34 protein-coding genes and 1 pseudogene are annotated in these 23,805 nt (G+C 70.0%); 9 read left to right on the top strand and 26 right to left on the bottom strand.

Annotation, left to right across the window (positions count from 1 at the left end; genetic code table 11):
* The first annotated feature begins 25 nt into the window (after positions 1-25).
* Complete coding sequence (locus tag AC3WRM_RS12820; protein WP_492249774.1) at positions 26-553, top strand: TetR/AcrR family transcriptional regulator; 528 nt, start codon at positions 26-28, stop codon at positions 551-553.
* 62 nt (positions 554-615) lie between these two features.
* Complete coding sequence (locus AC3WRM_RS12815; RefSeq protein ID WP_492249775.1) at positions 616-1,743, top strand: glycerophosphodiester phosphodiesterase; 1,128 nt, start codon at positions 616-618, stop codon at positions 1,741-1,743.
* Between the two features lie 9 nt (positions 1,744-1,752).
* On the opposite strand, the pseudogene AC3WRM_RS12810 reads toward AC3WRM_RS12815, so the two are convergent.
* The 6 genes and pseudogenes from AC3WRM_RS12810 to AC3WRM_RS12785 form a co-directional block, all read right to left on the bottom strand.
* Positions 1,753-2,253: pseudogene (locus tag AC3WRM_RS12810) on the bottom strand (dihydrofolate reductase family protein); the annotation flags it as partial.
* A 19-nt stretch (positions 2,254-2,272) separates the two neighbouring features.
* Positions 2,273-3,223, bottom strand: a complete 951-nt coding sequence (locus AC3WRM_RS12805) for a helix-turn-helix domain-containing protein (protein WP_492249776.1) — start codon at positions 3,221-3,223, stop codon at positions 2,273-2,275.
* 52 nt (positions 3,224-3,275) lie between these two features.
* Complete coding sequence (locus AC3WRM_RS12800; RefSeq protein WP_492249777.1) at positions 3,276-3,875, bottom strand: IMPACT family protein; 600 nt, start codon at positions 3,873-3,875, stop codon at positions 3,276-3,278.
* A 17-nt stretch (positions 3,876-3,892) separates the two neighbouring features.
* On the bottom strand, positions 3,893-4,654 hold the full coding sequence (locus AC3WRM_RS12795) for a class I SAM-dependent methyltransferase (RefSeq protein WP_492249778.1): 762 nt from the start codon (positions 4,652-4,654) through the stop codon (positions 3,893-3,895).
* A gap of 281 nt (positions 4,655-4,935) precedes the next feature.
* The gene (locus AC3WRM_RS12790; RefSeq protein WP_492249779.1) at positions 4,936-5,739 is read right to left on the bottom strand and encodes a crotonase/enoyl-CoA hydratase family protein; all 804 of its coding nucleotides are present in this window, start codon (positions 5,737-5,739) and stop codon (positions 4,936-4,938) included.
* Positions 5,740-5,775: 36 nt separating this feature from the next.
* Positions 5,776-6,654: a MerR family transcriptional regulator gene (locus AC3WRM_RS12785; RefSeq protein ID WP_492249780.1), complete on the bottom strand. Its 879-nt coding sequence runs from the start codon at positions 6,652-6,654 to the stop codon at positions 5,776-5,778.
* 200 nt (positions 6,655-6,854) lie between these two features.
* Here AC3WRM_RS12785 and AC3WRM_RS12780 point away from each other — a divergent pair, with 200 nt between their 5' ends.
* On the top strand, positions 6,855-7,232 hold the full coding sequence (locus tag AC3WRM_RS12780) for a WhiB family transcriptional regulator (RefSeq protein ID WP_492249781.1): 378 nt from the start codon (positions 6,855-6,857) through the stop codon (positions 7,230-7,232).
* Positions 7,233-7,253: 21 nt separating this feature from the next.
* The gene (locus AC3WRM_RS12775) at positions 7,254-7,814 is read left to right on the top strand and encodes a DJ-1/PfpI/YhbO family deglycase/protease (protein ID WP_492249782.1); all 561 of its coding nucleotides are present in this window, start codon (positions 7,254-7,256) and stop codon (positions 7,812-7,814) included.
* 68 nt (positions 7,815-7,882) lie between these two features.
* On the opposite strand, the gene AC3WRM_RS12770 is transcribed toward AC3WRM_RS12775, so the two are convergent.
* The 6 genes from AC3WRM_RS12770 to AC3WRM_RS12745 all read right to left on the bottom strand — a co-directional run bounded on the left by AC3WRM_RS12770 (position 7,883) and on the right by AC3WRM_RS12745 (position 12,014).
* Positions 7,883-8,194, bottom strand: coding sequence for a DUF4235 domain-containing protein (locus AC3WRM_RS12770; protein ID WP_492249783.1), 312 nt, complete (start codon positions 8,192-8,194; stop codon positions 7,883-7,885).
* A gap of 47 nt (positions 8,195-8,241) precedes the next feature.
* Positions 8,242-8,382 (bottom strand): hypothetical protein, encoded by a 141-nt coding sequence (locus AC3WRM_RS12765; protein WP_492249784.1) that lies wholly within the window; start codon positions 8,380-8,382, stop codon positions 8,242-8,244.
* Between the two features lie 3 nt (positions 8,383-8,385).
* A complete protein-coding gene (locus AC3WRM_RS12760; protein ID WP_492249785.1) occupies positions 8,386-9,744 on the bottom strand; it encodes an FtsX-like permease family protein in 1,359 nt (452 codons plus the stop codon).
* Positions 9,741-10,427 carry an ABC transporter ATP-binding protein gene (locus tag AC3WRM_RS12755; RefSeq protein ID WP_492249786.1) on the bottom strand — a complete coding sequence of 229 codons (687 nt, stop codon included), beginning with the start codon at positions 10,425-10,427 and terminating at the stop codon, positions 9,741-9,743. The genes AC3WRM_RS12760 and AC3WRM_RS12755 overlap by 4 nt, the downstream gene beginning before the upstream one ends.
* Complete coding sequence (locus AC3WRM_RS12750) at positions 10,424-10,978, bottom strand: PadR family transcriptional regulator (RefSeq protein ID WP_492249787.1); 555 nt, start codon at positions 10,976-10,978, stop codon at positions 10,424-10,426. Before AC3WRM_RS12750 ends, AC3WRM_RS12755 begins: the two co-directional genes overlap by 4 nt.
* A 115-nt stretch (positions 10,979-11,093) precedes the next feature.
* Entirely contained in the window at positions 11,094-12,014 is a 921-nt protein-coding gene (locus AC3WRM_RS12745) for an NADP-dependent oxidoreductase (RefSeq protein ID WP_492249788.1), read from the bottom strand.
* A 64-nt stretch (positions 12,015-12,078) separates the two neighbouring features.
* On the opposite strand from AC3WRM_RS12745, the gene AC3WRM_RS12740 reads away from it, so the two are divergent.
* A complete protein-coding gene (locus AC3WRM_RS12740; protein WP_492249789.1) occupies positions 12,079-12,558 on the top strand; it encodes an NUDIX hydrolase in 480 nt (159 codons plus the stop codon).
* Positions 12,559-12,605: 47 nt separating this feature from the next.
* On the opposite strand, the gene AC3WRM_RS12735 is transcribed toward AC3WRM_RS12740, so the two are convergent.
* Complete coding sequence (locus AC3WRM_RS12735) at positions 12,606-13,226, bottom strand: LysE family translocator (RefSeq protein WP_492249790.1); 621 nt, start codon at positions 13,224-13,226, stop codon at positions 12,606-12,608.
* A gap of 139 nt (positions 13,227-13,365) precedes the next feature.
* On the opposite strand from AC3WRM_RS12735, the gene AC3WRM_RS12730 reads away from it, so the two are divergent.
* The 3 genes from AC3WRM_RS12730 to AC3WRM_RS12720 all read left to right on the top strand — a co-directional run bounded on the left by AC3WRM_RS12730 (position 13,366) and on the right by AC3WRM_RS12720 (position 14,550).
* On the top strand, positions 13,366-13,803 hold the full coding sequence (locus tag AC3WRM_RS12730) for a DoxX family protein (protein ID WP_492249791.1): 438 nt from the start codon (positions 13,366-13,368) through the stop codon (positions 13,801-13,803).
* Positions 13,804-13,837: 34 nt separating this feature from the next.
* Positions 13,838-14,224 (top strand): universal stress protein, encoded by a 387-nt coding sequence (locus AC3WRM_RS12725; RefSeq protein WP_067860848.1) that lies wholly within the window; start codon positions 13,838-13,840, stop codon positions 14,222-14,224.
* Between the two features lie 155 nt (positions 14,225-14,379).
* Positions 14,380-14,550, top strand: coding sequence for a hypothetical protein (locus AC3WRM_RS12720; RefSeq protein ID WP_492249792.1), 171 nt, complete (start codon positions 14,380-14,382; stop codon positions 14,548-14,550).
* Between the two features lie 65 nt (positions 14,551-14,615).
* On the opposite strand, the gene AC3WRM_RS12715 is transcribed toward AC3WRM_RS12720, so the two are convergent.
* From AC3WRM_RS12715 to AC3WRM_RS12705, 3 genes are read right to left on the bottom strand one after another with little or no spacing between them, the layout of a single operon-like run.
* Positions 14,616-15,218 (bottom strand): hypothetical protein, encoded by a 603-nt coding sequence (locus AC3WRM_RS12715; RefSeq protein WP_492249793.1) that lies wholly within the window; start codon positions 15,216-15,218, stop codon positions 14,616-14,618.
* Complete coding sequence (locus AC3WRM_RS12710) at positions 15,215-15,589, bottom strand: DUF7878 domain-containing protein (RefSeq protein ID WP_492249794.1); 375 nt, start codon at positions 15,587-15,589, stop codon at positions 15,215-15,217. The genes AC3WRM_RS12715 and AC3WRM_RS12710 overlap by 4 nt, the downstream gene beginning before the upstream one ends.
* 41 nt (positions 15,590-15,630) lie before the next feature.
* Entirely contained in the window at positions 15,631-16,041 is a 411-nt protein-coding gene (locus AC3WRM_RS12705; RefSeq protein ID WP_492270928.1) for a hypothetical protein, read from the bottom strand.
* Between the two features lie 22 nt (positions 16,042-16,063).
* On the opposite strand from AC3WRM_RS12705, the gene AC3WRM_RS12700 reads away from it, so the two are divergent.
* Positions 16,064-16,207 (top strand): hypothetical protein, encoded by a 144-nt coding sequence (locus AC3WRM_RS12700; RefSeq protein ID WP_492270927.1) that lies wholly within the window; start codon positions 16,064-16,066, stop codon positions 16,205-16,207.
* Positions 16,208-16,249: 42 nt separating this feature from the next.
* On the opposite strand, the gene AC3WRM_RS12695 is transcribed toward AC3WRM_RS12700, so the two are convergent.
* From AC3WRM_RS12695 to AC3WRM_RS12650, 10 genes are all read right to left on the bottom strand, one after another.
* Complete coding sequence (locus tag AC3WRM_RS12695; protein ID WP_492249796.1) at positions 16,250-16,657, bottom strand: DUF4279 domain-containing protein; 408 nt, start codon at positions 16,655-16,657, stop codon at positions 16,250-16,252.
* A gap of 399 nt (positions 16,658-17,056) precedes the next feature.
* On the bottom strand, positions 17,057-17,290 hold the full coding sequence (locus AC3WRM_RS12690) for a hypothetical protein (RefSeq protein WP_492249797.1): 234 nt from the start codon (positions 17,288-17,290) through the stop codon (positions 17,057-17,059).
* A gap of 502 nt (positions 17,291-17,792) precedes the next feature.
* On the bottom strand, positions 17,793-18,143 hold the full coding sequence (locus AC3WRM_RS12685) for a hypothetical protein (RefSeq protein WP_492249798.1): 351 nt from the start codon (positions 18,141-18,143) through the stop codon (positions 17,793-17,795).
* Positions 18,144-18,627: 484 nt separating this feature from the next.
* Positions 18,628-19,038: a hypothetical protein gene (locus AC3WRM_RS12680; RefSeq protein WP_492249799.1), complete on the bottom strand. Its 411-nt coding sequence runs from the start codon at positions 19,036-19,038 to the stop codon at positions 18,628-18,630.
* Positions 19,039-19,456: 418 nt separating this feature from the next.
* Entirely contained in the window at positions 19,457-19,813 is a 357-nt protein-coding gene (locus tag AC3WRM_RS12675; RefSeq protein WP_492249800.1) for a hypothetical protein, read from the bottom strand.
* Positions 19,810-20,007, bottom strand: coding sequence for a hypothetical protein (locus AC3WRM_RS12670; RefSeq protein ID WP_492249801.1), 198 nt, complete (start codon positions 20,005-20,007; stop codon positions 19,810-19,812). Before AC3WRM_RS12670 ends, AC3WRM_RS12675 begins: the two co-directional genes overlap by 4 nt.
* Before the next feature lie 327 nt (positions 20,008-20,334).
* Entirely contained in the window at positions 20,335-20,826 is a 492-nt protein-coding gene (locus AC3WRM_RS12665; RefSeq protein ID WP_492249802.1) for a hypothetical protein, read from the bottom strand.
* Positions 20,827-21,016: 190 nt separating this feature from the next.
* Positions 21,017-21,388, bottom strand: a complete 372-nt coding sequence (locus AC3WRM_RS12660) for a hypothetical protein (protein WP_492249803.1) — start codon at positions 21,386-21,388, stop codon at positions 21,017-21,019.
* A 288-nt stretch (positions 21,389-21,676) separates the two neighbouring features.
* Entirely contained in the window at positions 21,677-22,375 is a 699-nt protein-coding gene (locus AC3WRM_RS12655; protein ID WP_492249804.1) for a hypothetical protein, read from the bottom strand.
* A gap of 44 nt (positions 22,376-22,419) precedes the next feature.
* On the bottom strand, positions 22,420-23,805 hold a 1,386-nt coding region (locus AC3WRM_RS12650), incomplete at its 5' end, for a polymorphic toxin-type HINT domain-containing protein (protein WP_492249805.1).

Below are 23,805 nucleotides of genomic sequence, written 5' to 3'. Positions count from 1 at the left end.
GCACCCTGACGGGTAGGCTCGCGCCATGCCGCCGGCCGAGCGCTCCACCCGCGACCGTGTGCTCGACGCGTTCGAGACGCTCCTCGTCACCCAGGGCAGCAGGGCAGCCACGCTCGACGCCGTCGCCGCCCAGGCCGAGGTGTCCAAGGGCGGCCTGCTGTACCACTTCCACAGCAAGGACGAGCTCGTCGACGGCATGCTGGCCCGCCTGCGGGAGCAGGGCGCACGCGACGCCGCGGCGATGAGCGAGGCGCCCGAGGGACCCGTGGGCTACTACCTCGAGACGTCGGTCGACTCCGGCTCCGACTTCGACCGCGCTCTCATCGCCGCCGGTCGCATCGCGCAGGAGAACGACACCCGCGCCTCGAACGCCCTGGCCGACCTGCGCGAGGGCTGGTTCGTCGTGCTCCGCGAGCACCTCGGCGACGAGTCCCTGGCCCGGACCATCCAGCTCATCGGCGACGGCCTCTACTTCGACGACACCACGGGCCTGGCGGAGAAGAACGCCCTCCAGCACGTGCGCGACGTGCTGCAGCGCCTCGGCGCCCTCTGACCGTCATGTGATCGGCGACGCGATGTCGCCCGGTGTTCACCCGCGGCGGCTGCCCTGGTGTCATGAAGCTGCTCGCCGTCAGTCTCGCCGCCGCCGGTGCGATCGCCACCCCCAGCGTCGCGGTCGCCACGCCGGTCGCCCCCACGCACGACAAGCCGGTCGTCCAGCACGGCAAGAAGCCGACCCGCACGGTCACCGTCTTCGCCCACCGTGGCGCGTCGGGCCACCGTCCCGAGCACACCCTCGCCGCCTACGAGCTCGCCATCCGCCAGGGCGCCGACGTCATCGAGCCCGACCTCGTCAGCACGAAGGACGGCGTGCTCGTCGCCCGCCACGAGAACGAGATCAGCGGCACCACCGACGTCGCCTCGCACCCGGAGTTCGCCGACCGGCGCACGACCAAGGTGATCGACGGCGTCGACGTGACCGGCTGGTTCACCGAGGACTTCACGCTCGCCGAGCTCAAGACGCTGCGCGCGGTCGAGCGTCTCCCGCAGGTGCGGCCGGGCAACACCGTGTACGACGGGCGCTTCGAGATCCCGACCTTCGACGAGGTGGTCGAGCTCGCGAAGCGCGAGAGCCGCGGTCGTCGCACCATCGCGGTCGCCCCGGAGACCAAGCACCCCACCTACTTCCGCTCGATCGGGCTCGACCTGAACCGCCCGCTCGTGCGCGCGATCCGCAAGGCCGGCTGGGACCGTCGCAACGCGCCGATCGTCGTCCAGTCGTTCGAGACGTCGAACCTCAAGGAGCTGTCCCGCTGGACCCGGGTGCCGCTCGTGCAGCTGACGTCCGCGTCCGGCGCGCCGTACGACCTGGTCTCGCGCGGCGACGACACGACGTACGCCGACCTGACGACCCCGCAGGGCCTGCGCTCCGTGGCCCGGTACGCCCGCTGGATCGGCCCCGACAAGAGCCAGGTCATCCCCCGCGACGCCCGGGGCGCGCACACGACGCCGACGTCGCTCGTCGACGACGCGCACCGTGCGGGACTGAAGGTGGTCGTCTACACGATCCGCAACGAGAACCAGTTCCTGCCCACCGACCTGCGCATCGGCACCGACCCGAACGCCCAGGGCGACGTGCGCACCGAGCTGTTCCGGTACTTCGACACCGGGGTCGACGGCGTGTTCGCCGACTACCCCGACTCCGCCGTCGCAGCCCGCGCCGCCTGGCAGAAGCGCCGCTGACCCACCGGCTCAGCCGGCCCGCGGGCCGACGACGTCGTAGTGCGCGACGACGAACGCACGGTTCCGTCCGACGTCGCGCAGACGCAGGTCGAACCGCCGCGGGAACAGCGGCCGTCCCGCACCGAGGGTGACGGGGGCGACGGAGACGATGACCTCGTCGAGCAGGCCGGCCTCCGCCAGGTCGGCGGCGAGCGCGCCCCCGCCGACGACCCAGACGTCCCGGCCGTCCGCCGCCTCGACGATCTCCGGCCACGGTCCGGCCGGGTCGCCGGCGACGACGCGGACCGTCGGCGCGACGGCCGCGAGCTCGCGGTGCGTGAAGACGAAGGTCGGCTGCTCGTAGGGCCACGGCTCGCCGGTCTCGGCGAGGTGGTCGACCACCCACCGGTAGGTCGTCGCACCCATCACCAGCGCTCCGGCACCGGTCATGTGCTCGTGGCCGCCCGCGCCGTCCGGGTCGCGGTCCTGCTCGAGCAGCCAGTCGAGCGAGTCGCGCTCGTCGGCCAGGAAGCCGTCGAGGGTCGGTCGGTCATCGCGTCGCTCCTGACGGGTCGTCGTGGCCGGCGCGGCGGTGCCAGAGCACGGGGTCGGGCTCGGGCAGCACGTCGACTCCTCCCCTGCTGAGCATCCAGTGGGCCACGTGCCGTCGCTGCGCCGAGAACGTGAGCACGTGGGAGACCACCTGTCCCAGGCGGAAGGACTCGGGCGGCTCGCAGAGCGCGTCGACCACGCTGTCCGCCCACGCGGAGCGACGGTCCACGTCGAGCACCCAGGCGAGCCAGCGCGGTGCCACGTCGTCGTGCCGCTCGAGGAGCTCGGCGACGGTCGGGCGGCCGGGGAGGGGCCGCGCGGGTGCGCCGTCGAGCATCGCCAGCCACGGCTCGGTGTCGCCGGCCAGGTGGGTGAGCACGGCGCGCAGCGTCTCTTCGGGACCGTGCCAGTCCAGGACACGGTGACCCGGCATCCTCACGACGTCGAGCGCCTCCTCGTCCAGACGACCCGCGGCAGCGAGCAGGCCGCGCACGTCGTCGAGGTCGTGGCGGACGAGCAGCTGGAGCACGTCACCGCCCGGATGCTCGCGGGTCTCCCCGGCGTCGACGTACAGCACGGACGGTCCGTGGAAGTGGATGCCGTTCGGCGACGGGAGCCAGTGCCCGCGCTCGACGGTGGGCGGGAGCTGCGACGGTGCGCACCCGTAGGCGCGGGCGAAGGCGCGGCTGAACCCGTCGACGTACTCGAACCCGGCGTCGAGCGCGACGTCGGTGACGCGCGCGCCGCGCTGCAGCTGCCAGGCGGCCCGCTCGAGCCGCACCCGCCGCCGCAGGCTCACGGGCGGCTCACCGGTCGCGCCGCTCACCTGGCGTGCGAGGTGGAAGGCGGAGAGGTGTGCGCCCCTCGCGATGTCGTCGAGCTGCCCGTGGTCGTCGGAGAGCACCGCGTCGAGCAGGGCCAGCACACGGTCCGGTGGCGGGACGGTCATGCCCCCAGTCTGAGGGGCCCCGGCCCACCCGTGCCCGACCGTTCTTGCTGACCTACCGCCAGGTCTCGCCGACCGTCGCGACGTCGCCACGTCCCGACGTCAGCGAGGCGACGCTGGCCCCCACCTCGCCGCCACGGTCGGGCTCGACGGCGAGCGTCAGCACCACGTGCGACCCGTAGGCGACGTCGACGACGTCCCAGCTGGAGCGGAGCCGGTTCTCGACCACGCCGACCAGGTCCACCGGGACCGTCACGTCGACGAGCAGCCGACGGCGAAGCGCCCGCGTGCCTGCGGCGTCGAGAGCCAGCGCGGTGGCGTCACCGTAGGCACGCACCAGGCCGCCGACCCCGAGGAGCGTGCCACCGAACCACCGCGACACGACCGCGACGACGTCGCTCACGCCGCGCCCGGTGAGCACCTCCGGCATCGGCCGACCCGCGGAGCCGGACGGCTCACCGTCGTCGTTGGAGCGGCGCAGGCGCGCGTCGGGACCCACGACGAACGCCGTGCAGTGGTGCCCGGCGGTCGGGTGCTGCGCGCGCACGGCGGCGACCACTGCGCGCGCCGCCTGCTCGTCGCCCGCCGGGGCGACGTGCGCGAGGAACCGCGAGCGGCTGACCTCGAGCTCGACGTCGGCCGAGCCCGCAGGCACCAGGTACTGGTCGGTGGTCAGCGGCGGCGCAGCTCGAGGAAGATGCTCGGGCCGAAGTCGCGCGACGCGAGCCGCTCCTGCAGGGCCTTCTCGACCGAGACGAGCAGACCGGTCGGGAGCGCCTTCTTCAGCTTCTCGCTGCGCAGGTTCGAGACCGACAGCTTCCGCTCCAGGTGCAGCCCCGCGGACGCGAGCTGGTCGACGACGGTGTCGACGTTGTGGTTGACGAACGCGATGGCGTCGGGCTCCTCGGCCGTGGCCGTGCGGATGCTGACGGGCTCCTTCGGCAGCGCCTTGCCCTCCTTCTTGAACCGTCGACGGTTCTTGAAGTGGCCGTAGTTCGCGACCTCGATGAGGGCGGTCGCGCCGGGCTTGAGCACGCGCGCGATCTCGGAGAACTCGGTGGTCGGCTCGGGGATGTGGTGCATGACGCGCACCATCGTCAGCAGGTCGAGCGACGCGTCGTCGAACTGCAGGTCGTCGGCCTGCATCTGCACCTGCGCGATGTCGGTGCCGGCGAGCACGCGCTCCGCCGCCTCCAGCTGCGTGCGGCTCGGCTCGGCGAGCGTGACGTGGTCGGCGTACTCGCGCAGCAGCAGGCAGAGCCGGCCGAAGCCGCCGCCGACGTCGGCCGCCCGGCCGAAGTGACGGCCGTCCAGCAGACGACGGATCGCCGCCTCCTCGGCGGCGTGCTCGTAGTCGCGGTTGTCCCAGTAGGCCGTGTAGTCGTAGCCGCGGTCGTACTGGTCGGCGACCTTCTTGCGCTTCTCGTCCGTCACGCGCGCCAGCCTAACAACGCACCCCGCCCCGAGCCCGTGCGGTGCGACGCCCATCCGCTGGTCGAGTAGTCCGACCGGCGACGAAGGAGCCCGGTCGGACAGTGGAGCCGTCGCAAGGGGGCGTAGCCGCGACGGAGCGAGACCACCCGGCAACGGCCCAGCGTCACCAGCCCGGGCGTGCCGGGGTCTGGACGCTGCCGAGGTCTCGATACAGCGGGACCGGCTCCGCCGGTGCACGACTCGACCTGGCTTCACCGTTCAGGCGCTGCGCGCCTTCAGGTTCAGCCGAACGTGCGGGGGCCGAACTGGGGCTGCTCGCGCTTCAGACCCGCCTTGCGGGCGATCGCGGTGTTCGGGGAGCGGAACATGGCGAGCTGGTAGAGACGCTCGCGGCGGAACGCCGAGCGCAGCCCGCCGAGCCGCACCTGGTTGAGCAGCTTCTTGCTGGCCGCGACGGAGTCGGGCGAGCGGGCGACGATCGCGTCGACCAGCTCCAGCGCCGGCTTCAGGGGGTCGTCGGCGACGCCGGACGCCAGCCCGATCTCGGCGGCCTCCTCGCCGGAGACGGTCTCGCCGGTCATCGCGAGCCGCTTGGCGACGTCGGCGCCGACCAGCTCGACGAGGGGGACGGTGCCGCTCATGTCGGGCACGAGACCCCACTTGGCCTCCAGCAGCGACCACTGCGCGTCGGGCGTCGTGAACCGGAAGTCGGCGGCGAGGGCCAACTGGATGCCGGCACCGAAGACATGACCGTGCGTCACGGCGATCACCGGCACAGGCAGCTCGCGCCAGGCCCACAGCGCCTGCTGGAAGCCGTTGGTGGCGCGCCAGGGCGGGGTCAGGAAGAACCGCGCGACCTTCGCCCGCTGGGGCTGCACCGAGGCGAAGTCGAGGCCGGCGCAGAACGAGTCCCCCTCGCCCTGCAGCACGACGGCGCGGACGTCACGACGACCGCGCACCTCGGCGGCGGCGTCGATCAGGCCCTGGAGGACCTCGAAGTCGACGCCGTTGAGCTTCTCGGGCCGGTTGAGGCTCACGTACGCGACAGGTCCGTCGATGCGGGTGAGGACGGCAGACGTGGTCATGGGGAAAGGCTAGACCTCACCCGGACGCGCTCGCGGTCAGCGCACGCGGTCGAGGACCTTGCGCACGGCGGTGCCGACGTCGGCGGCGACCTCCGGCGTCTCGGTGCCGAAGCGGATGCGCACCTCGTCCGGCCACCCGGGGCTGGCACGGATGAACGCGCTGCGACCGCCGTTCTCGACGTGGTGGCGCACGATCCCGGCCGAGTCGCCGGGCGCGTCCCACAGCACGACCACCGACGGCGACAGCCGGGAGGCGAGGTCGAGCACCTCACGGGGGCCGATGTCGGGTCCGATGACACGCAGCACCACGTCGGCCTGCGCGAGCGCAGCGGCCCACGCGACGAACGGGAGGGCCTGGGACTCCTCCGTGAAGGTGGCGAGCAGCACCTGCGGCTTGAGGCCGCCCTGGGCGGGGGGCGCACTGGGGCCGCGCACCACGTGCAGCGCCCCGAGCACCGTCCGCAGGGCCAGGGAGAGCGCGTCGCGGTCGAGGTTCCCGCGCGACACCTCCTGCGTGAGACGGCCGAGCGCCGGCGACAGCACGTCCCGCCACGCCTCGAGCACCGACGACGACTCCAGCACCCCGGTGACGATCTGCTGCAGCCGTGCCTCATCGCTGGCCGTGGCTGCGGCAAGGAACGAGTCGAGGAGGTCGTCGGTCTGGACGGGCGCCGTGTGGCTGGTCTCGCCGCGCAGCGCTGCGGCGAGATCGTCGCGGTCGAGGTGACGGGCCACCCGGGCGGCGTCCTGGGCGGAGACACCGCGCGCCACCATGCGACGTACCAGCTCGACACGGGTGATGTCGCGCTCGGTGTAGCGCCGGTGGCCGCCGTGCGTGCGGTGGCTCGGCCCGATGCCGTACCGCCGTTCCCAGGTGCGCAGGGTCGACGCGGCGACACCAAGTCGCGAGGACACGGCTCCCACACCCCATGTCAGGTCAGTACCGGCGTCGGCGACGTCGCTCCACTGTCCCGCGGGCTGACGGGGTTCCTCGGGACGTCCTGGTGTTTCCTTCACCTACGTCACCTCCCAGCCTTCCTGGGTAGGTTGCTCATGCTACGGAGGATCCAGGATCTTGCCATTCCGGTTCAAGGTGCATAGATTGTGAGCAAGTTGTGTTTCTGGTCGGAGCAACCGCCGCCCCGGAGCCCATCAAGGTCGCCGGAGACTCCGACGCGACCGAGAGGGGGCACGAAATGGTCAACATCAGACGCCTGCCGATGCCGTTGCAGGAGACGTACGACTGGCAGTACGACGGTCTCTGCCGTGAGGTCGATCCGGAGAGCTTCTTCTCGCCGGAGGCCGAGCGCGGAGCGCCGAAGGCCCGGCGAGAACAGGCCGCGAAGGAGCTCTGCGCGCGCTGCCCGGTGATCGAGCAGTGCCGTGAGCACGCGCTTTCGGTGCAGGAACCGTACGGTGTGTGGGGAGGGCTCAGCGAGTCCGAGCGGCGCGACATCCTCAGCCGCAGCCCGCACCCTCACCGCGCTGCCTGACCCCCACCGAGAGGACTTCTCATGTCCGACGCATCCCTGTCCGGCAAGACCATCGCCTTCCTCACCGCCGAGATCGGGGTGGAGAAGCCCGAGCTCGAGGAGCCGTGGAAGGCGGTCGTCGAGGCCGGCGGCACGCCCGTGCACATCGCGCCCGAGGCCGGCACCGTCCAGTCGATGGTGAACGACACCGACAAGGACGCCACCTTCGAGGCGACGGTCGCCGTGGCCGACGCCTCGGCCGCCGACTACGACGCCCTCGTGCTGCCCGGCGGCACCGTGAACGCCGACAAGGTGCGTTCCGACGAGACGTCGGTCGCGCTGGTCAAGGCGTTCGTGGACGCCGGCAAGCCCGTCGCTGCGATCTGCCACGCCCCGTGGACGCTGGTCGAGGCCGGCGTGCTCCCGGGCAAGACGCTCACGTCGTTCCCGTCGCTGGCGACCGACGTCAGGAACGCCGGCGGCACCTGGCAGGACGCCGAGGTGTTCCACTGCCCGGCGAACGGCTGGGACCTGATCACCTCGCGCAACCCCGATGACATCCCCGCGTTCAACGCCAAGCTGGTGGAGGTCTTCGCCGGCTGACGGCGACGACCGACGACGAAGGCGCTGTCACCCGACCGGGGTGACAGCGCCTTCGTCGTGGGCGAGGCTCAGGAGCCGGGCCACTCGCCGGTGACCTTCTCGAAGGTGCGGGCGCCCTGGCGGTTGATGACCGCCTTGACGACGGCGTAGATCGCGCCCTGCAGCGCCGCCGCGACGAGGATCTCCTTGATCGGGTACTCGCTCTCGAGCGGACCCGGCGCGTCGGAGCGCTGGTCGCTGCTGGGGCTGACGCGCTTCCAGATCTGCTTGAAGATCAGGCTCGACAGGAGTCCGCCGAGGATCGAGCTGACGATCCCCACCGGGCGGTAGAGGAGCTTGGCCGAGGTGCTGGGCTGCTTCGAGGGTGCGCGACTGGACATGTGACCGACGGTAGCCATCCGCACCGACGGGCGCACCCCGGCCGCAGTCAGAGCTCGTCCCGACGGCGGGCCGCACCGGCCTGGGTGAACGCCGACCCGAGCAGGGCCGTGGCCACGGCCTGCCGCATGCGCCGCCGTCGTCGACCGAGCGCGACCCGACGCCGGGTCGCCGCGGTGTTCCGGTCCACGACCTACTCCGTCCGCAGGTGGACCGGACGCGCGGCGTCCACCGCGACCGGCCTGACCAGGCGCGCGGCTGCCCATGCCGCGGCGCTGACACAGGCCCAGGTGCCGAGGACGCCGACGACCACGGCCACCGTCCGCGGGCCGACGAGCGAGCCACCGGCGAGGAGCAGACCGGAGTAGCCGAACGCACCGATCGCCGAGCCCGCCACGCCCAGCGGCACGGCGACCAGCCGGACCTGGCGCAGGAGCGCGCGGTCGAGGTCGCGCTGGGTGGTCCCCGTGGCCGCGAGGAAGGCGATCTCGCGTCGCGCCTCCCAGAGCGACTCGACGGCGTGCACGGCCAGGGAGCCGGCGACCACGACGAGCGCGACGAGGGCGGCGACGACGGTCGCCACCGCGCCGACGTCGTAGGTGTCGCCGATGCCCCACTGGTCCATCGCCATGACGTCACCCGAGAAGGCGGCCGTGGTGCCGAGCGTGAGACCGATCGCCCCGACCCCGGCCGCGGCCCTGCCCGCGGCGCCCGGAGCCACGAGCAGCCGCTGCGCCGCGAGGAGGTCGGGTGCCGTGCTCGCGCGCCGGACGGCACGACGAGCCATCCCGTAGGCGACCCAGGGCGCGGAGCCGACCAGGCCGAGGACGATGAGTCCCAGGGCGACGAAGGTGAGCACGAGGTAGACGTCGCTGCCGTAGCCGGACCCCAGCTGCGTGAGCAGGAGGACGGCACCGACGACGAGCGCGGCGGGGCCCCACCAGGACAGCCCCGCCCGAAGGTCGACGCGGCGCGCGACCCGCAGGGGGTCGTCGCTCCCCGAGCGCGCACCGACACCTGCGCCGACCAGGACGACGCCGAGAAGGACGAGCGGGAGGATCCACAGGGGCGGGAAGGACGTCGGGGCGAGGAACCCGGGCCCCACGAGCAGCGCTCGGAGCACGAGGAAGGTCGGGACGCCGAGCACCGCACCGACGGCCGCGGGCAGAGCCACCTCGAGGGCCGCGAGGATCCGCACGTCGCGACGCGTGGCGCCGGCGAGCCGGAGGGCGGCGTCGCGTCGGTGTCGCGACGTGGCCCCGAGTCGCACCGCCTGGTCGAGGAGGAGCAGCGGGGGGAGCACCAGGACGATCGCGCCGAAGAGCACGCCGCCGCGGGTGCCGGGCTCGGCGACGATGTTGTTCAGCTCGCCGTCGGAGAGGGTCATGTCGCCGTTCCCGATCGACTGCCAGCCACGGGGAGCACCGTCGAACCACAGCATGGCGATCGCCGCAGCCGCCAGCAGGACGGCCGTGGCGACGGCGGTGGCTGCGACGACGAGGGCACGACGTCCTCCGCCGGCACGGAGGAGCGTGGGGACGACGGTCCTCATCGCGCGGCCTCCTCGCTGACGACGCGACCGTCGCGCAGCACGACCTCGCGGTCGAGCGCGGCGGCCACCCGGTTGTCGTGGGTGACCACGACGAGCGCCGCGCCGGACTCGGCAGCGGCGGAGCGCATCACCTCGAGCACCTCCTCGGCGGTGACGGTGTCGAGCGCACCGGTCGGCTCGTCGGCCAGTACCAGGCGGGGCGAGGTGACGAGGGCGCGGGCGATGGCGACCCGCTGCTGCTCGCCGCCCGACAGCGCGCCGGGCCGCTGACCGGCGAGGTCACCGACGCCGAGTCGCTCCAGCCAGTGGTGCGCTGCGGCCTCGGCCTCCTCGCGTGGTGAACGCTCCAGCAGCAGCGGGAAGGCCACGTTCTGCACGGCGGTGAGCTCCGGGACGAGCTGGCCGAACTGCAGCACCAGCCCGATCTCGCGACGTCGCAGCCGCGTGCGAGCGGCGTCGTCGAGGGTCTCGAGGTCGTGCCCGACCACCTCGACGGTCCCGGACTGCGGCCTCAGGACGCCGGCCAGGGTGAGCAGCAGGGTGGACTTGCCCGATCCCGACGGCCCGGTGACGGCCACCCGCTCCCCGGCTGCGACCTGCACGGAGGCGCCGGCCAGGGCGAGGGACCGGCCGTAGGACTGGTGCACGTGGTGGGCGCGGGCGACGGCGGGGGACGTGGTCATCGGGTGGCTCCTGCGCTCGGTGCGGGTCGGGGGTCGAGGGAGGCTCGTGCGAAGCGGTCGGCTGCGGCCTGCAACCACTGCAGGTCGGCGTCGAGGTGGGCGACGGCATGGTCGACGCTGACGCGCGCGGCGACGTCGCTCGCGGCGTCGCGCTGACGGACCATGCGACGCATGGCCTCGAGGTGGGCCTCCCGCTGGCGGCGGAGGTAGGCGACGGCGTCGCCGCCGGCGTGCAGGGCGGTGATCGTCTTGCGGACCACGTCGTCCGCCGCCGCCGGCGCCGGAGGCTCGACCTCGTCGAGCCAGGCCCGCAGGCGTTCGCGACCGTCGTCGGTGAGGGCGTACGTCGTGCGCTCGGGGCCGCCCGACGCGTCGGGCGTCTCGACGACCTCGACGGCGCCGTCGTCGGCGAGCCTGCCGAGTGCGGCGTACACCTGTCCGAAGGCGAGGGGCTTGGCGCCCGGGAAGCGGGTGTCGTGCGCACGCTTCACGTCGTAGCCGTGTGCGGGACCGTCGACGAGGATGCCGAGCAGCACGTGGGAGAGGGCCATGGCCGCGACTGTACACCATGTGTATTCACATAGTGAATAGTGAGCGCGACAGATCCGGGAACAGCGGAACGCCCTCCCGCCCCGAGGGGCGGAAGGGCGTTCGGGACGACGCGGCTCAGCCCTCGCTGACGCGGATCGCGAGCTTGCCGTGGACGTGGCCCTCGCGGCTGCGCCCGAACGCGTCGGCGAGGTCCTCGAGGTCGTAGACACCGTCGACCTCCACGCGCACGGTGCCGTCGTCGACCAGGCCGACGAGGCGGCCGAGGTCGTCGGCGTCGGGGCGGACCCACAGCCACAGGCCGCCGTGCTCGAGCACGTCGGGGTCGGCGATGGACGCGTGGCGTCCGTCCTCCTCCAGCACGGCGACGGTCTGCTCGACGACGCCGCCGACGAGGTCGAGCACGACCGAGACGCCGTCGGGCGCGAGCTCGCGGACCGCGTCGACGAGACCGTCGCCGTACTCGACGGGCTCGCCGCCGAGGTCGCGGATGCGGTCGTGCTGAGACGCGGACGCCGAGCCGATCACCCGGGCCCGGAAGGCGCGGGCGGCGAGCTGCACAGCGAAGGAGCCGACGCCACCGCCGGCGCCGTGGACGAGCACGGTGTCCTCAGGCCCGACCTCGAGCCGCTCGAGCGCCTGGAACGCCGTGAGTCCGGCGAGCGGCAGCGACGCCGCCTCCTCCCACGACAGGTCGACGGGCTTGCGGGCGGCGGCTCGCACGGGCACCGTCGTGAGCTCGGCGAAGGTGCCGCGGTGCACGTAGTCCTGGCGGTTGTAGGCGACGACCTCGTCGCCGACCGAGAACTCGGGGGTGTCGATGCCGACGGCGGAGACGACGCCGGCGACGTCCCAGCCCGGGACCACCGGGAGGCGGACGTCCATCATCGCGTCGAGGCCGCCGCTCATCAGCTTCCAGTCGACCGGGTTGACCGACGCGGCGCGCACCTCCACGAGGATCTCGCCCGGCCCGATCTTGGGGGTGGGCTGGTCGGTGAGCTCGAGGACGTCGTCGTCGCCGTACTGGGCATAGGTCATGGCACGCATGAAAGGGTCAACGGACGCGACCGGTGGACCATTCCGCGGCGTCTAGGCTCGAGGCATGGCCACCCCGGACTTCGTCCTCGCCCTCCGCGCCAAGATCGGCACCGATCCGCTCTGGCTGCCCGGCGCCATTGCCGTTGTGTGCAAGGACGATCTCGTCCTGATGGTCCGCAGGTCAGACACCGGCGCGTGGACGCCGGTGACGGGGATCATCGACCCTGGCGAGCAACCCGCCTCAGCGGCCGTGCGCGAGACGCTCGAGGAGACGGGCGTGGTCGCCGTCCCGATCCGGCTCGCCTCGGTCGACGTCAGCGGCGAGGTCGTCTACCCCAACGGCGACCGGACGCAGTTCGTCGACCTGACGTTCCGGCTCGAGTGGGTGTCGGGCGAGCCGCACCCCGCCGACGGCGAGAACACCGAGGCCCGCTGGTTCCCCCGCGGTGCTCTCCCGGAGATGACCGACGAGATGCGAGCCCGCGTCGACGCCGGGCTCTCCGACGAGTCCTCCGCACGATTCGGTACGTCATCGCCCATCTGAGCGCGAGATGCGGGCGATGACGTACCGAATCGTGGGGACGTGGCCGGTCAGCCCTCGGCGGCGAGGGCGGTGGCGAAGCCGAGCATGACCACGCCCGTGCCGCCGTCCACGCCTCGGCGGAATCCGGGCCGGGCGATGCGCGACGCCGCACTCGACGCCGCCAGGACCACCCCGAACAGCACGATCGCGCCGACGACCACGAGCGTCAGGGCGTAGGCGACCAGCACCACGAGCCCCTGGTCGTGGCCGACGAACTGCGGCAGGACAGCCAGGTTGAACGCGAGCACCTTCGGGTTCGTGACGTTGCAGACGAAGCCCTGCCGGAAGGCCGTCCGGCGGCGCACCTGGGCGCGACCGGAGCCGACGGTCCAGGCCGACCCGTCGCGGCGCAGCGCCGCGCGGAGGGCACCGATGCCCAGCCACGTCAGGTAGACGACGCCGGCCCAGCGGATGGTCTGGAACACCGGCTCCGACGCGGCGAGCACCGCACCGAGGCCCATCGCGGCCAGCAGTCCCTGCAGCGCGCCGGCCGTCGAGATGCCCGCCGCGGTGAACAGGCCCCGCCGTCGCCCGCCGACCACGCTGGCGCGCAGGGTCAGGAAGGTGTCGGGTCCCGGGGCGACGGCGAGCAGCGCCGCGAACGCCAGGAAGGAGAGGTAGGTCGCCACCCGAGGATCGTAGGCCCCGAGCGCGGCTGAGCGGGTCGCTTCCCGACGTCGCGCGACCCGCCTCACACCACCCCTGCGGAACTCGGGCCGGCGGTCGTTCGTCCCACCCTCGTACCGTCCATCGACCTCGGGGGTCTCCATGTCCACCATCGCTCGCACGATCGACCATCGCCGACCCGCCACCGCGCAGGACCTCGGCCTCCTCATCGGACGGGTCGTCGTCGGCGTCACGTTCGTCGTCCACGGCTGGCAGAAGTGGTCCGGCGGCATCGGCGGGACGCAGGACGGCTTCGCCGCCATGGGCGTGCCGCTCGCCGACGTGTCCGCGGTGGCGCTGGCCACGCTCGAGGTGGTCGGCGGCGCCCTGCTGGTGCTCGGCGCCCTGACGCCGGTCGTCGCGCCGCTGCTCGGCCTCGGCATGCTCGGCGCGGCCTGGTACGCCCACCGCGACGCGTTCCTGGTCTCCGACGGCGGGTCGGAGTTCGTGCTCGTCCTCGCGGCCGTGGCGTTCCTGCTCGCGCTCGTCGGACCCGGCCGCTGGAGCGTCGACGCGCTCGCCGCGCGTGGCCGCCGCTGAGGACTACGGTGGGAGAGACCGACCAGGAGGAAGCATGACCACGATCGTCGCCGGATACGTCCCGACCCCCGAGGGTGAGGCCGCGCTCGCGTGGGCGCTCGCCCAGGCCCAGCGCGACTCCGCGCGGCTCACGGTGGTCGCGACCCCGGGCGCCGACACGGCCGAGGCGATCTCCGAGGAGCAGCAGATCGACGCGCTGCAGGCGCGGCTGGCGGAGGCCGGCGTCGAGGGCGACGTCGTGCACTTCCGCGGCGCCGGCGGTGCCGCCGACTCGATCCTCGACCACGCGAAGGGCGACGACGTGTCGCTCGTGGTCATCGGCCAGCGCCGCCGTTCGCCCGTCGGCAAGCTGGTGCTCGGCAGCACCTCGCAGCGCATCCTCCTCGAGGCCGACGCGCCCGTCGTGGCCGTCAAGGCCTGACCCTGAACGACGACGGCCCCTCGGACGGCCCTGCCGAGGACGAGCACTACCTCGTCGTCAAGGGTCGACGCTGGCGCCGGACCGACCCCTGCCTGCCCGACGACCTCGTCGAGCGGCTGACGTCGCACCTGGGGCGGGGCCGCTCCGGCGTGCGCGTGGCCAAGAAGGCGGGCGACGACGACGCGGTGGCGGCCGCCCGGCGCCGCGTCGGGCTGGCGAAGCACGGTCTCGGGGAGCGCGGACCCCGCTGGTGGGACGACGAGCCCGACGCCCGCGTGGTGCGCGCCCGCGAGGCGCTGGAGCAGCTGGACGCGCTCGACGACTGAGCCAGGGTCGTCAGACGTCAACCCTGTTCGTGGGGGTCGAGACGGGACGTGTCGGTGCGCAGGCGTCAACGCGCTCCGAAGGTGGCGAGGAACGCTGCGCGAGCTGCCGGGGCCAAGGGGATCTTGAAGTCGGGCTCGGTGAACCAGTCCAGCGCTTCCTGCGCGGACACCCAGGCGACGTCGCTCGACGCAGGAGGCTCCCACGGTCGCTCCGTCGCGACCACGCCGACATCCCACGACCGCTCGGCCCAGCCCGCCCACCGGTGGGAACTACCCCACATCGCGACGATGTTCGCCGACTCGAAGATCGAGCCGGTCGGGTCGTCGTCGGGCTCGTGGCTGAGCGCGTCCCAGAACCTCTCTTCCAGGTCGGCTGCGGCGATCCTGAAGGCGGGAAAACCGCCGTAGTGCAGTCGGTAGGAGGTCGGCGAGGGATCTCGCACGACGCACGAGACCTGGTCGTCCCCGAACGCCTGCACCAGGTCGAACAGGTCAGAGGCGAAGTCTCCGCTGAGGACGGCGCTGAACTGACCCAGGCGGAAGTTCGTGAGCCGACCGGCGAACGGTGAGTACGGCAGCGTCCGGGCGCCGGGGGCGACGAATGCGCGATCGTCCTCCAGGGCAGCGAACGCGTCGCTGTCCTGCGGGAAGAGCTCGAAGCCGGTCATCGGCAGCATCGGACGACGTCGGCGAGCTCGACTGGTCTGCTGGTGGCGTCGGGCTCGAGGACCGAGCCGAACGTCCAGCCCAACGCAGTGCGTCGGATGAAGACGGTGCCTCGCTCCTCGAACGACATCGAGTCGAACTCAAAGTCGTCGCTCTCAGCCCGCGGCAGCCACGACACAAGGCTTCTCGCCAGCTCCACGACGGGGAACGCCGGCTCGTCGAAGATCACCGCGCCGTTCTCCACCATCTGGAGGTGAGCGTCGAGGGAGACCAGGTAGTCCGCCTGCGTGCTCCCCCTCAGCTCGTCCGCACGGAGCCGGTCGTACGTGAGCTGCATGCTCTTCCTTCTCTCCGGCCTCGGGGTCCTGATCATCCTGTCCCCAGCCCCGTCCACCACGCCAGCACGACCCGGACTCAACCGATCACGCGTCCACCTCTCACCAGGCCTGTCGCTAGCTCGACCGCGACGTCGCGTGGCTCGTCATCGTCCGGATCCGCCACTCCTCTGACCCAACCGGCGTCGGCCTCGTCCAGGCGGATGCCGTCGACAGCGAGCCGTGGCGTCGTCCAGAGCACGCCGCGCTCGCCGATGGCCGTGATCGCCCACGGGCTCAGGAGGAGCAGCACCTGCTCGCGCGGCAGAGCCTCCGCGCTCACGACAGGCCCTGCGGTCGGGATCACCCCGAAGCTCGCTGGCGCGAGCACGTCGCCGAGGAACGCGGTTCCCCGCTCCACGATGCACAGACCCGCGGGGTCCGGAGTGCCGAGCAGCGCAGTCAGAGCGGGGCGACCGGGGTCGGGCGCCGCGAACGTCCCGGTCCACACCTGTCCGCCCCGCGGTTGCACCATGACCACCCTCGACCGCGACCCGGAGCCCTCGGCAGCACAGGTGACGTCGGGCGGACCGGTCGGCAGGTCCGCCGTCATGGCATCGAAGGTGGAGACGAACCGGCCGTGCGTGATCATCAGCGCTCCGTTCCGCTCCTGCTGATCGCTGCTTCGCGACTCTTGTACCTTGAGTCGAACGGCCAGCTCATGTCGGCTCCGTGGCGACGTACTGATCGACTGACAGCACCGCACCCGCTGCCGCGAGCCACCTGATGGCTGCGGAGTCCAGATTCAAGCCGGTGTCCTCGGGTCGGTCGGCGAGCTCCTGGTGGACGCTGAGCACGACCTCGCACCCTTTCGCGGCAAGCGTCGCTGCTCGTTCCGCCATCGGCGTGCCCAACGACGCAATCGCCGTCGTCAGTCCCTCGGTGCCTGCGTGAATGTCACGTGGCAGCTGCAACTCCATCGACCACGAGGTCCAGTCCCTCGTCCATGTGGAGGAGGGGCCGACGGATCCGCGTTCGAAGCCTCGATCGGGCTCCCGCGCCATCGCGGCGCTGATCTCGTCGAGCGTCAGCTCGCGACTCTCGATGGCAAAAGATGCCTTGATCATGGACTCGATCTTCCCAGGACTGACGCGCACCTTCGATCGAAACGCCATCACACCGTGGACGCCCGATCTTCGGCACAGAGGCACCCGGATGCGAGGCGAGCGCGACGCGCATCCAGCTCAATTCTCGTCAGCCTCATGCTGATGGGAAGCGCCCGGTCCTCGAGGGCCCCTATCCGTGATCCGACGCCGGCTCGACGTCAACCTGCAATGGTCGCGGACCACTCACCGACCGTCCACCGTCACGGTCAACACGGCCGCGCGGGCTGCGTCATCACCCGACAGACGCACGTCGTAGACACGGTCGCCGAGGATGAAGGTCATGGTGTTCATGGTGGCACTCGCGCCTCGGCGAACTGACCGATGAAGTCTGCGCTGCAACCGGCGCAGCGTCTCGGAGTCTCACGCGCGAGGCGGGTTCCAGTGATCTCCCCTGGCTCGCGCCTCGTCCTCGGCTGCGCTGATGCTGTCCAGGAACCGCTCCGCATCCTCTCGGAACATGCCCAGGATGTTGCGGAAGTCGTGATCCTCCATCGCGACCCCGTACAGCGCATGCGTCAGCAGCAAGTACACGAAGATGTACTCGTCCTTCGACAGGTCCAGTTCGACACCGTCGCTGTGGAACCTGGCCATCATGGCCGTTCACCGCTCTCCGCATGTTCTTCTCCGGAGGAGAGTCGCGAGTCGGCTCCGACCGGGCCCGAAGCCGGCCGCTTGGGCAACCGGTTCTGCAAGATCTTCACGAAGTACTCGACCCCGTCTACCCGGACCTGGTTCAATCGCGCGGCCTCGGCGTCAGCCTCCAAGGGGTCGGCGTACCACCTCATCAGGTCGACGCACTGGGCGGGAGTGGCGCCGTCGTAGTGCGAGTAGCGCACCACGACGGCCAACAGCTGCGCTTCATGTGTCATGAACGATCTTTCCCATCAACTCGCCCTCCGGCGAATTCCGCTCATCGCTGATCGGACCGAACAAGACCTGGAGGTCCGTTGGCAGATCTTCGCTCTTCGTCATCCTGTGGATCTGCATCCGGAACTGGCCTCCGGTACCTCTGACCTCATATGTGGGGGCGGGCCGCTGCGCCTCTCGAGATTCGCTCCACGGCATGCGCAGGTGCCACGACCACGGCGGCACGAGGCTAGAACTTGATCAGTGCTTGGAGGGCAAGCTCCCGCACACGAGCCCATTCCGGGGAGTCCCGCACGGAGTCGAGGTGCCAGAAGTCCTCATGGACCGGACCGCTCCGCTCTCCGAGCAGAGCATCCAGTGCCTCGGCAGCCCGGCGAGCTTCGGCCGTCACCCAGCCGGCTCGTTCGAATTGCGGCAGCAAAAGCACTCCGTTCTCGAGCTCGAGGGAGAGCTCATCGGCGTAGAGAGGAGCGCCCAGACCCAGAGACTCGAGCCAGGCGATCTGGGCGCCGGCTGGCATCGCCAGCAGAGCAACACTTCGCACGAGCATCGCGAGAGTACGAGGGTGGAGGTCCGTCATCGCGAGACCGTACCGTGCCACCCGGCCCGTTCGAGACCGACGACCGGGTGAAGAGCCTGATCACTGAGGGGGTCGATTCCGCAGGACCTCCACGAAGTACTCGACACTGTCTCGCCGGACCCCGTTCAGTCGCGCGGCCTCAGCGTCCGCCTCGGCGGGGTCGGCGTACCACCTCATCAGGTCGACGCACTGAGCAGGTGTAGCACCGTCGTAACGCCTGTATCGCACCACGACGGCCAGCTCCTGCGGCTCAACCTCCATGAGCAAGGCTCCCCATCATTCGCGCGTCCTCGGATCGTGAACATCGCTGGTCGGACTCAACGAAACACTGAGGTCAGGTGGCTGATCTTCTGTCTTCCTCATCCTACGGATCTGCAGCCGAACCTGGTCTCCCGTTCCCTTGACCTCGCAGGCGGGGGCGCACCTCTCGAACTTCGCACCACTGAGTACAAAGCCTCGAGCGAAGCGTCGACCTCGGCGCGGGTCACCCTTCGTTCGCAGACCACGAGTCCAACTCCTCACGCACAAGTCCGCCCATCGGCAAGCGATGCCACCACCACCTCGAGGACAGAATGGACTCCGGCTCGCCGTAAAGGATCACCACGCCACGACGATCCTCTTCGGTGATCGCGCGCAGCAGCTCGTCCGTTGCTGCCACGCTGGCCGCGACGAGGTGATCGTGTCTGCGGCCGAGGCCATCGCGGCCAGTCTCGATGTGATCCCGGAGACTGAGCGCAGCGAAGTAGTCGTGCGCTCCCCACGTCTCCTCACGTGCAGGACCTCGCATCTCCTCCGCGAGGCGCGCGATGTGTCGCTGCCAACCGTCAACCAACATCTGCATCGTGAAGGTACGGCCATACGGCAGCTGGACGTGGATGTCCTCAAGCTCGGTCACGGTCACCGTCCCGGGTGGTAGGTAGTGCTACGCAATGGCGGGTTGACGATGACCCGAACTCCCTTTGTCGTCGAGTCGGTAGGAGGTCTGTCCCCGACAGCCTTGTTCCTGTTTGTCCATCCAGCACGGTCCAAGTCTCAGGGAGAGATGACCGCCTGAGGTCATGAGCATCGGCGTGGCCTCGGATCAGCTGTGCCGACTCATTGAGATCGAAGTCCGCAGCCCTACGTTCGGGCCGGTAGCGTCGCCCGCCCGGAACGAACAGAGCAATCGTGGACGAGCAGGTGGGCGCCAGCGTCTTGCGAGTCGTGACTGCCTTTGATGGTCGAGCTGTAGACAGTGACGTCGGTCGACGCTTCAGCTCGATCAGCTTCCGGCGGGCTGGCTCCCGCACACGCGCTCGCTCGGACCAGCTGCCCTACTCCAGCCGACCCGTGTGGAAGAGGTGATCCACGAACAACTCGTGGAGTCCCACTCCCAAGACCTCGCCCTCAGCGTTGGTGAGTTCGATGATGCCGACCTCGGCGCTGGCAGTGCCTCCGTCGATGGTCGTAAGCACACTGTTCAGCAGTCCGCGCATCCCTTCCGCGAGAACCGGCCGCAGGTACTCCGCGCGGTCTCCGAGCACCTCGTGGAGCCGCTCGAACGGTCCGCGCTCTTCCATCCACGTGCCACTAGCGTCGGGGTCCTCGACCGTCTTGGCGACGGTGTCGACCCAGTAGTCCATCGCACGGGCAAGATCCTCGAAGAAGGCAGTTCGAAGTTGCTCTTTCATCGGGGCCCCCACGCGAACGACGAGCCATGCGTCTCGTCGATCCGGTAAGAGACCTGCGTGGTGACGCGAGCCGTCGCCTTCCGCCGCAGGCCACGTCCGCAGCGGCCCCACGCGGTCGTGATCCGCGAGGAGATCGCGGGATCCACTCCGCGCAGCATCGATAGACCGTCCATGTCGACCCACACCGGCTCCATGATCCCAGCGTACTTTTGCCGAAGTGCGTGATCGCTGCGCCGCCTCGTGGTCGCCTGGATCCGCGAGTCCTGTGCCTCAGCGTCCGCCGGCTGGGCCGTCCAGGGAGACTGGACGAGCTTCATCTCGCCTGCCCGAGCTGTCGACGCAACTGGGGTGACCCCAGCTCTGTCCGGCATCTCGAATGCTCATGCCGGACTTGGAAAGACCAGCGCCGAGATAGTCGCCGCAAGTAGTGTGACGCGCCGCCGAGCCTACGAATGATCCAATGCGCCGTGACGTGTCGGCCGAACGCCATGCGCTTGCCTAGATGCATCGCGGCCGTTCAGTCAGTTCGGTCGACATCGCAACCAAATGCATCGGTTGAACGGCCACCCGCGCTCTTCATCATGTCTCGAACGCCACGCCGAGTAAGCCACGTCGAAACCCTCCGGCGCTCGTGGATCTTCGAACACCCTCCGGTACTCCACGCTCTCTTCCTCACGCAACCAACGCACACGTTCGAGCAGGTAGAGGCCCGGGACCTCATGACCGGGCCCGTACCGCCACGCGCGGTCGAGGAGCTCCCCGAGGTCGGGAACGGCCGTCGGAATCCGTTCATCTTCAAGTGGCGCCAAGGGGATGCAGACAGCTGCCTCGAGCGCAGAGTGCGCCTCATCGAGCAGCGAGCGCACAGCCCGGGCACAGTGCACCGCCACCGGAACTGCCGCAGCGGGCAACTGCTCGTCAGTCAGCTCGTCGATATCGACCTGCTCGAAGCTGGATCCGCGAGCCAGCGATCGACGGGCCCAATCGGCAGCAGCCGTGGTCCAGACGCTCATCGGTTCCATCCGTTCGCTTTCAGTCAATACGGAGCCTGGCCATCATGGCCGTTCACCGTCCTCCGCATGTTCAGTTTCGGAGGAAGGCCGCGAGTGAAGTCCGACAGGGCCAGAGCTGGTCGCACCGTTGTGGAGCCGCGCCTTGGGTAGGCGCATCGATGTGACCGAAAGATCTAGAATCGACATCTACTCACCCTTCGCTGTCAGACTGACGAGCATTCGACCTACGAAGAAGGTCCTTTGCGCGCAGGTACCGGATGTAGTCGACGTAGCTCAGATCTCTTTTGTGAGGCTCCAGAGTTTCCATCACGGCCGCATAGTCCTTGTGATCGTAGGCGTCCCAGGCGGAGCTGATCGCGCGTCGACGATCAGCGCCTGTCAAGATCTTGTAAATCGTGACACCGACGGCGTCGACCACCATGATCAGCACCAGGCCGTAAATGCACCATTCCAGGGGAGAGCCGGGCGCGGTCTCGGCGACCATGGTGATGCCACCGACGACCCAGATCATCACGAATGCTCCGGCGCCGATGGAGGAGACCCAGATATTGAGGAGCATCATGCCGTGAATTCGAGGCCGCATCATCGGAGTGTCCCATCCATGGCGTCGTCGGCCGCGTCGCCTCCGACGTCGCTTGCTTCGTAAACGCCGAAGCCGAGCGCCACAACGCTGAGGCATCGGTCAACGCCTCCCCGAACGGGGAGTAACGACGCTTCTCCACGCTCGCCGTCGTCGACGTCACCAACGGCGTGTTCTGATGATCCACCGCCGTGTGCTTGAGCCCACCGGAGTCACGCGTGGCCACCGCCACCAAGCACGGCGACTCGCCCAGACCAGCTGATCGGACGGCTAGCGGGAACTCTCGACGAAGCGGCCTAGAAAACCGACGACTCGTTCCAAGCTGGGCTCGTCGGCCTGGGGTTCGCTCCACGGTCGCCAGGCTCGGAAGATCGTGCCCGCATTGGATCGCGACAGGGCGCTCTGGTTCAGGCCCGACAACAACTGCTCCTCTTCGGCCACTGCACGCGAGCCAAGTTGAGTTGACCAGAACCATGTCGTCGGCCAGAGCCTTGAGCGCTGGCTCCCCACCAACGCGGCCGGCGTCGGGAAGGTCGCCTCGATCCCGATCGCTCCGTACTGAGCCTTGGTCGGCCCGACCAGGGCGAGCAGCAACCTCTCCATCCAACCCATGAGGCGCTTCGCGGATTGCCGGTCGGACTTGGACCAGAGCTCGACAGGCATGGACAAGGGTCCAGCGTGGATCGCGACTTCAAGCGGATGCGGTTCACCAAACTCGCCGGCCGACGAGAGACCCAGCGCAACAGTGCCGATGCTCCGGTGACGGAACTGGATCCGAAGAGCGTCGCGTCGCGCCAGCAGGTCGTGCGGCGAACCGCTCGGCCGGATCACCTCGCGCTCGACATCGCTCACGTCTCGGAACCACTCGTCTTCGCGCGCGACCAGGACGTCGCCAGTGAACGCACAGCCCTGGCCGTTGAGCACGTCCCAAGCCAGTCCGAGCGCCTCCCAGGAATCCAACGCGGGCACGACGAATGCTGACAGGTGGGGCGGGTCTGGATACAAATCTGTCATCACTGCCCCAATGATCGCAGCATCGCGCTGAGCTGATCGTTCTTCGGGACGAACGCGGTGACCAGGTCACCGCTCCCGCGGTCGAATTGCGCCACGAAGTACTTGCCGTCAATTCGGGCGATGTGCGCGTCGGTCAACGTGCTGCCAGAGCTCCACGGGACGACCTTCGAGCTGCCCGCCGTACGTTCGATCAGCCCCCGCCACTCAGCCATCTGGCCGGCCTTGGTCGGCTGCCCACCAAACCATTGCGCAGCGTGCCGGTCGAACGAGTGCGCAAGCCCTGCCTCGGTGATGTTCGCGCAACCAGCGTTGTGGACCAGCACCGAGTCGCCGCCGGCGAAGTAGGTGTGCAGGCCCTCGACGGTGAGGTTGTAGGCGGTCAGGTCCTGCTCGCTGATGCCCAGGCTCGCCACCGTGAGGCGATCACCGCCGGCGGTGACCAAGACGTCGCCGGGCTGCAGGTCGATGGCGTCGACCCACACCCCGCGGGACTCGACCCAGAACGGGTGCCCGTCGGTCGCGTCGATCGTCGACCCGTCCGACAACCGGACCGCAACCATCGTGTGCAAACCGCCGTGGCGGATGAGGTCGATGACCTTCCGTGGGCCGGTCTCACCGGTCTCCGGATCGGTGGCCATCACCTCGTCGCCGAGCTTGACGTCCCTGATCGCCTTCTTGCGCCCGTCGGCCATGAGCACGAGCGTGTCGCCGGTGAAGCTGTTGGCGCAGACCTTGACCGCGGTGTTCGCGGCCTTCTTGGCGTCGGAACCTGCTTCTGCCGCATCGTCGACGTACTTGAGCGGCTTCAGGAACTTCAGGGGTTTAAAGACGATCGAGGCGCTCTCAAAGGCACAAGCTCCGGAGAGCACCTTCGTGCAGCTTTTCTCGTTGAAGACCCCAAACCGCCAGATTCCGAGCAGCAGGTCCTTCGTGGAGGTCGCGTTTGCGGTGCGTTGCTTCTGGTACTCCGCGACGAGCGCGTCGTGGCTGGCCTGGACCCGCTTGCTTGCAGCGTGGTTCTCACCCAGCGCACGAGCCGTGTCATAAGCCTGGATCCGAGACTGGGTCAGCTGCCACGGATCGCCCGAGTACCCGACGTAACGCCCCGGCGTCACCGTGCCCGCCTTCTGATACCACCCGTTCTTCGTCTTCGTCGGAGCCGTCCGGTTGCTCCCACACTCACACGAGACGAACTCACCACTGGGGTCAGAGAGCGTCACTGGCGAGTTGTTCGCATACGCATACCCGTTCAGCTGCTGCGGGTCGCCATAGTCCGCGATCGGATCGACCGAGATGAACCGCCCCGCGCCCGGATCGAGCTCACGCGCCTCCAGGTGCACCGTCCCCGGACCGGCATCAGTGATCTTGTTCAGGAAGCCCCGGTT

Source organism: Aeromicrobium sp. EU05-FHT14F07 (assembly GCF_058790455.1).
This window is presented reverse-complemented; position numbering and strand designations above follow the sequence as displayed.

What these genes read in the sequence shown, in the direction of transcription:
- AC3WRM_RS12820 (WP_492249774.1), top strand. Translation starts at nt 26, where the DNA reads ATGCCGCCGGCCGAGCGCTCCACCCGCGACCGTGTGCTCGACGCGTTC.
- AC3WRM_RS12815 (WP_492249775.1), top strand. Translation starts at nt 616, where the DNA reads ATGAAGCTGCTCGCCGTCAGTCTCGCCGCCGCCGGTGCGATCGCCACC.
- AC3WRM_RS12805 (WP_492249776.1), bottom strand. Translation starts at nt 3,223, where the DNA reads ATGACCGTCCCGCCACCGGACCGTGTGCTGGCCCTGCTCGACGCGGTG.
- AC3WRM_RS12790 (WP_492249779.1), bottom strand. Translation starts at nt 5,739, where the DNA reads ATGACCACGTCTGCCGTCCTCACCCGCATCGACGGACCTGTCGCGTAC.
- AC3WRM_RS12775 (WP_492249782.1), top strand. Translation starts at nt 7,254, where the DNA reads ATGTCCGACGCATCCCTGTCCGGCAAGACCATCGCCTTCCTCACCGCC.
- AC3WRM_RS12770 (WP_492249783.1), bottom strand. Translation starts at nt 8,194, where the DNA reads ATGTCCAGTCGCGCACCCTCGAAGCAGCCCAGCACCTCGGCCAAGCTC.
- AC3WRM_RS12760 (WP_492249785.1), bottom strand. Translation starts at nt 9,744, where the DNA reads ATGAGGACCGTCGTCCCCACGCTCCTCCGTGCCGGCGGAGGACGTCGT.
- AC3WRM_RS12755 (WP_492249786.1), bottom strand. Translation starts at nt 10,427, where the DNA reads ATGACCACGTCCCCCGCCGTCGCCCGCGCCCACCACGTGCACCAGTCC.
- AC3WRM_RS12750 (WP_492249787.1), bottom strand. Translation starts at nt 10,978, where the DNA reads ATGGCCCTCTCCCACGTGCTGCTCGGCATCCTCGTCGACGGTCCCGCA.
- AC3WRM_RS12745 (WP_492249788.1), bottom strand. Translation starts at nt 12,014, where the DNA reads ATGACCTATGCCCAGTACGGCGACGACGACGTCCTCGAGCTCACCGAC.
- AC3WRM_RS12740 (WP_492249789.1), top strand. Translation starts at nt 12,079, where the DNA reads ATGGCCACCCCGGACTTCGTCCTCGCCCTCCGCGCCAAGATCGGCACC.
- AC3WRM_RS12730 (WP_492249791.1), top strand. Translation starts at nt 13,366, where the DNA reads ATGTCCACCATCGCTCGCACGATCGACCATCGCCGACCCGCCACCGCG.
- AC3WRM_RS12725 (WP_067860848.1), top strand. Translation starts at nt 13,838, where the DNA reads ATGACCACGATCGTCGCCGGATACGTCCCGACCCCCGAGGGTGAGGCC.
- AC3WRM_RS12715 (WP_492249793.1), bottom strand. Translation starts at nt 15,218, where the DNA reads ATGACCGGCTTCGAGCTCTTCCCGCAGGACAGCGACGCGTTCGCTGCC.
- AC3WRM_RS12710 (WP_492249794.1), bottom strand. Translation starts at nt 15,589, where the DNA reads ATGATCAGGACCCCGAGGCCGGAGAGAAGGAAGAGCATGCAGCTCACG.
- AC3WRM_RS12700 (WP_492270927.1), top strand. Translation starts at nt 16,064, where the DNA reads ATGACCACCCTCGACCGCGACCCGGAGCCCTCGGCAGCACAGGTGACG.
- AC3WRM_RS12695 (WP_492249796.1), bottom strand. Translation starts at nt 16,657, where the DNA reads ATGATCAAGGCATCTTTTGCCATCGAGAGTCGCGAGCTGACGCTCGAC.
- AC3WRM_RS12690 (WP_492249797.1), bottom strand. Translation starts at nt 17,290, where the DNA reads ATGATGGCCAGGTTCCACAGCGACGGTGTCGAACTGGACCTGTCGAAG.
- AC3WRM_RS12685 (WP_492249798.1), bottom strand. Translation starts at nt 18,143, where the DNA reads ATGACGGACCTCCACCCTCGTACTCTCGCGATGCTCGTGCGAAGTGTT.
- AC3WRM_RS12675 (WP_492249800.1), bottom strand. Translation starts at nt 19,813, where the DNA reads ATGAAAGAGCAACTTCGAACTGCCTTCTTCGAGGATCTTGCCCGTGCG.
- AC3WRM_RS12670 (WP_492249801.1), bottom strand. Translation starts at nt 20,007, where the DNA reads ATGGAGCCGGTGTGGGTCGACATGGACGGTCTATCGATGCTGCGCGGA.
- AC3WRM_RS12665 (WP_492249802.1), bottom strand. Translation starts at nt 20,826, where the DNA reads ATGAGCGTCTGGACCACGGCTGCTGCCGATTGGGCCCGTCGATCGCTG.
- AC3WRM_RS12660 (WP_492249803.1), bottom strand. Translation starts at nt 21,388, where the DNA reads ATGATGCTCCTCAATATCTGGGTCTCCTCCATCGGCGCCGGAGCATTC.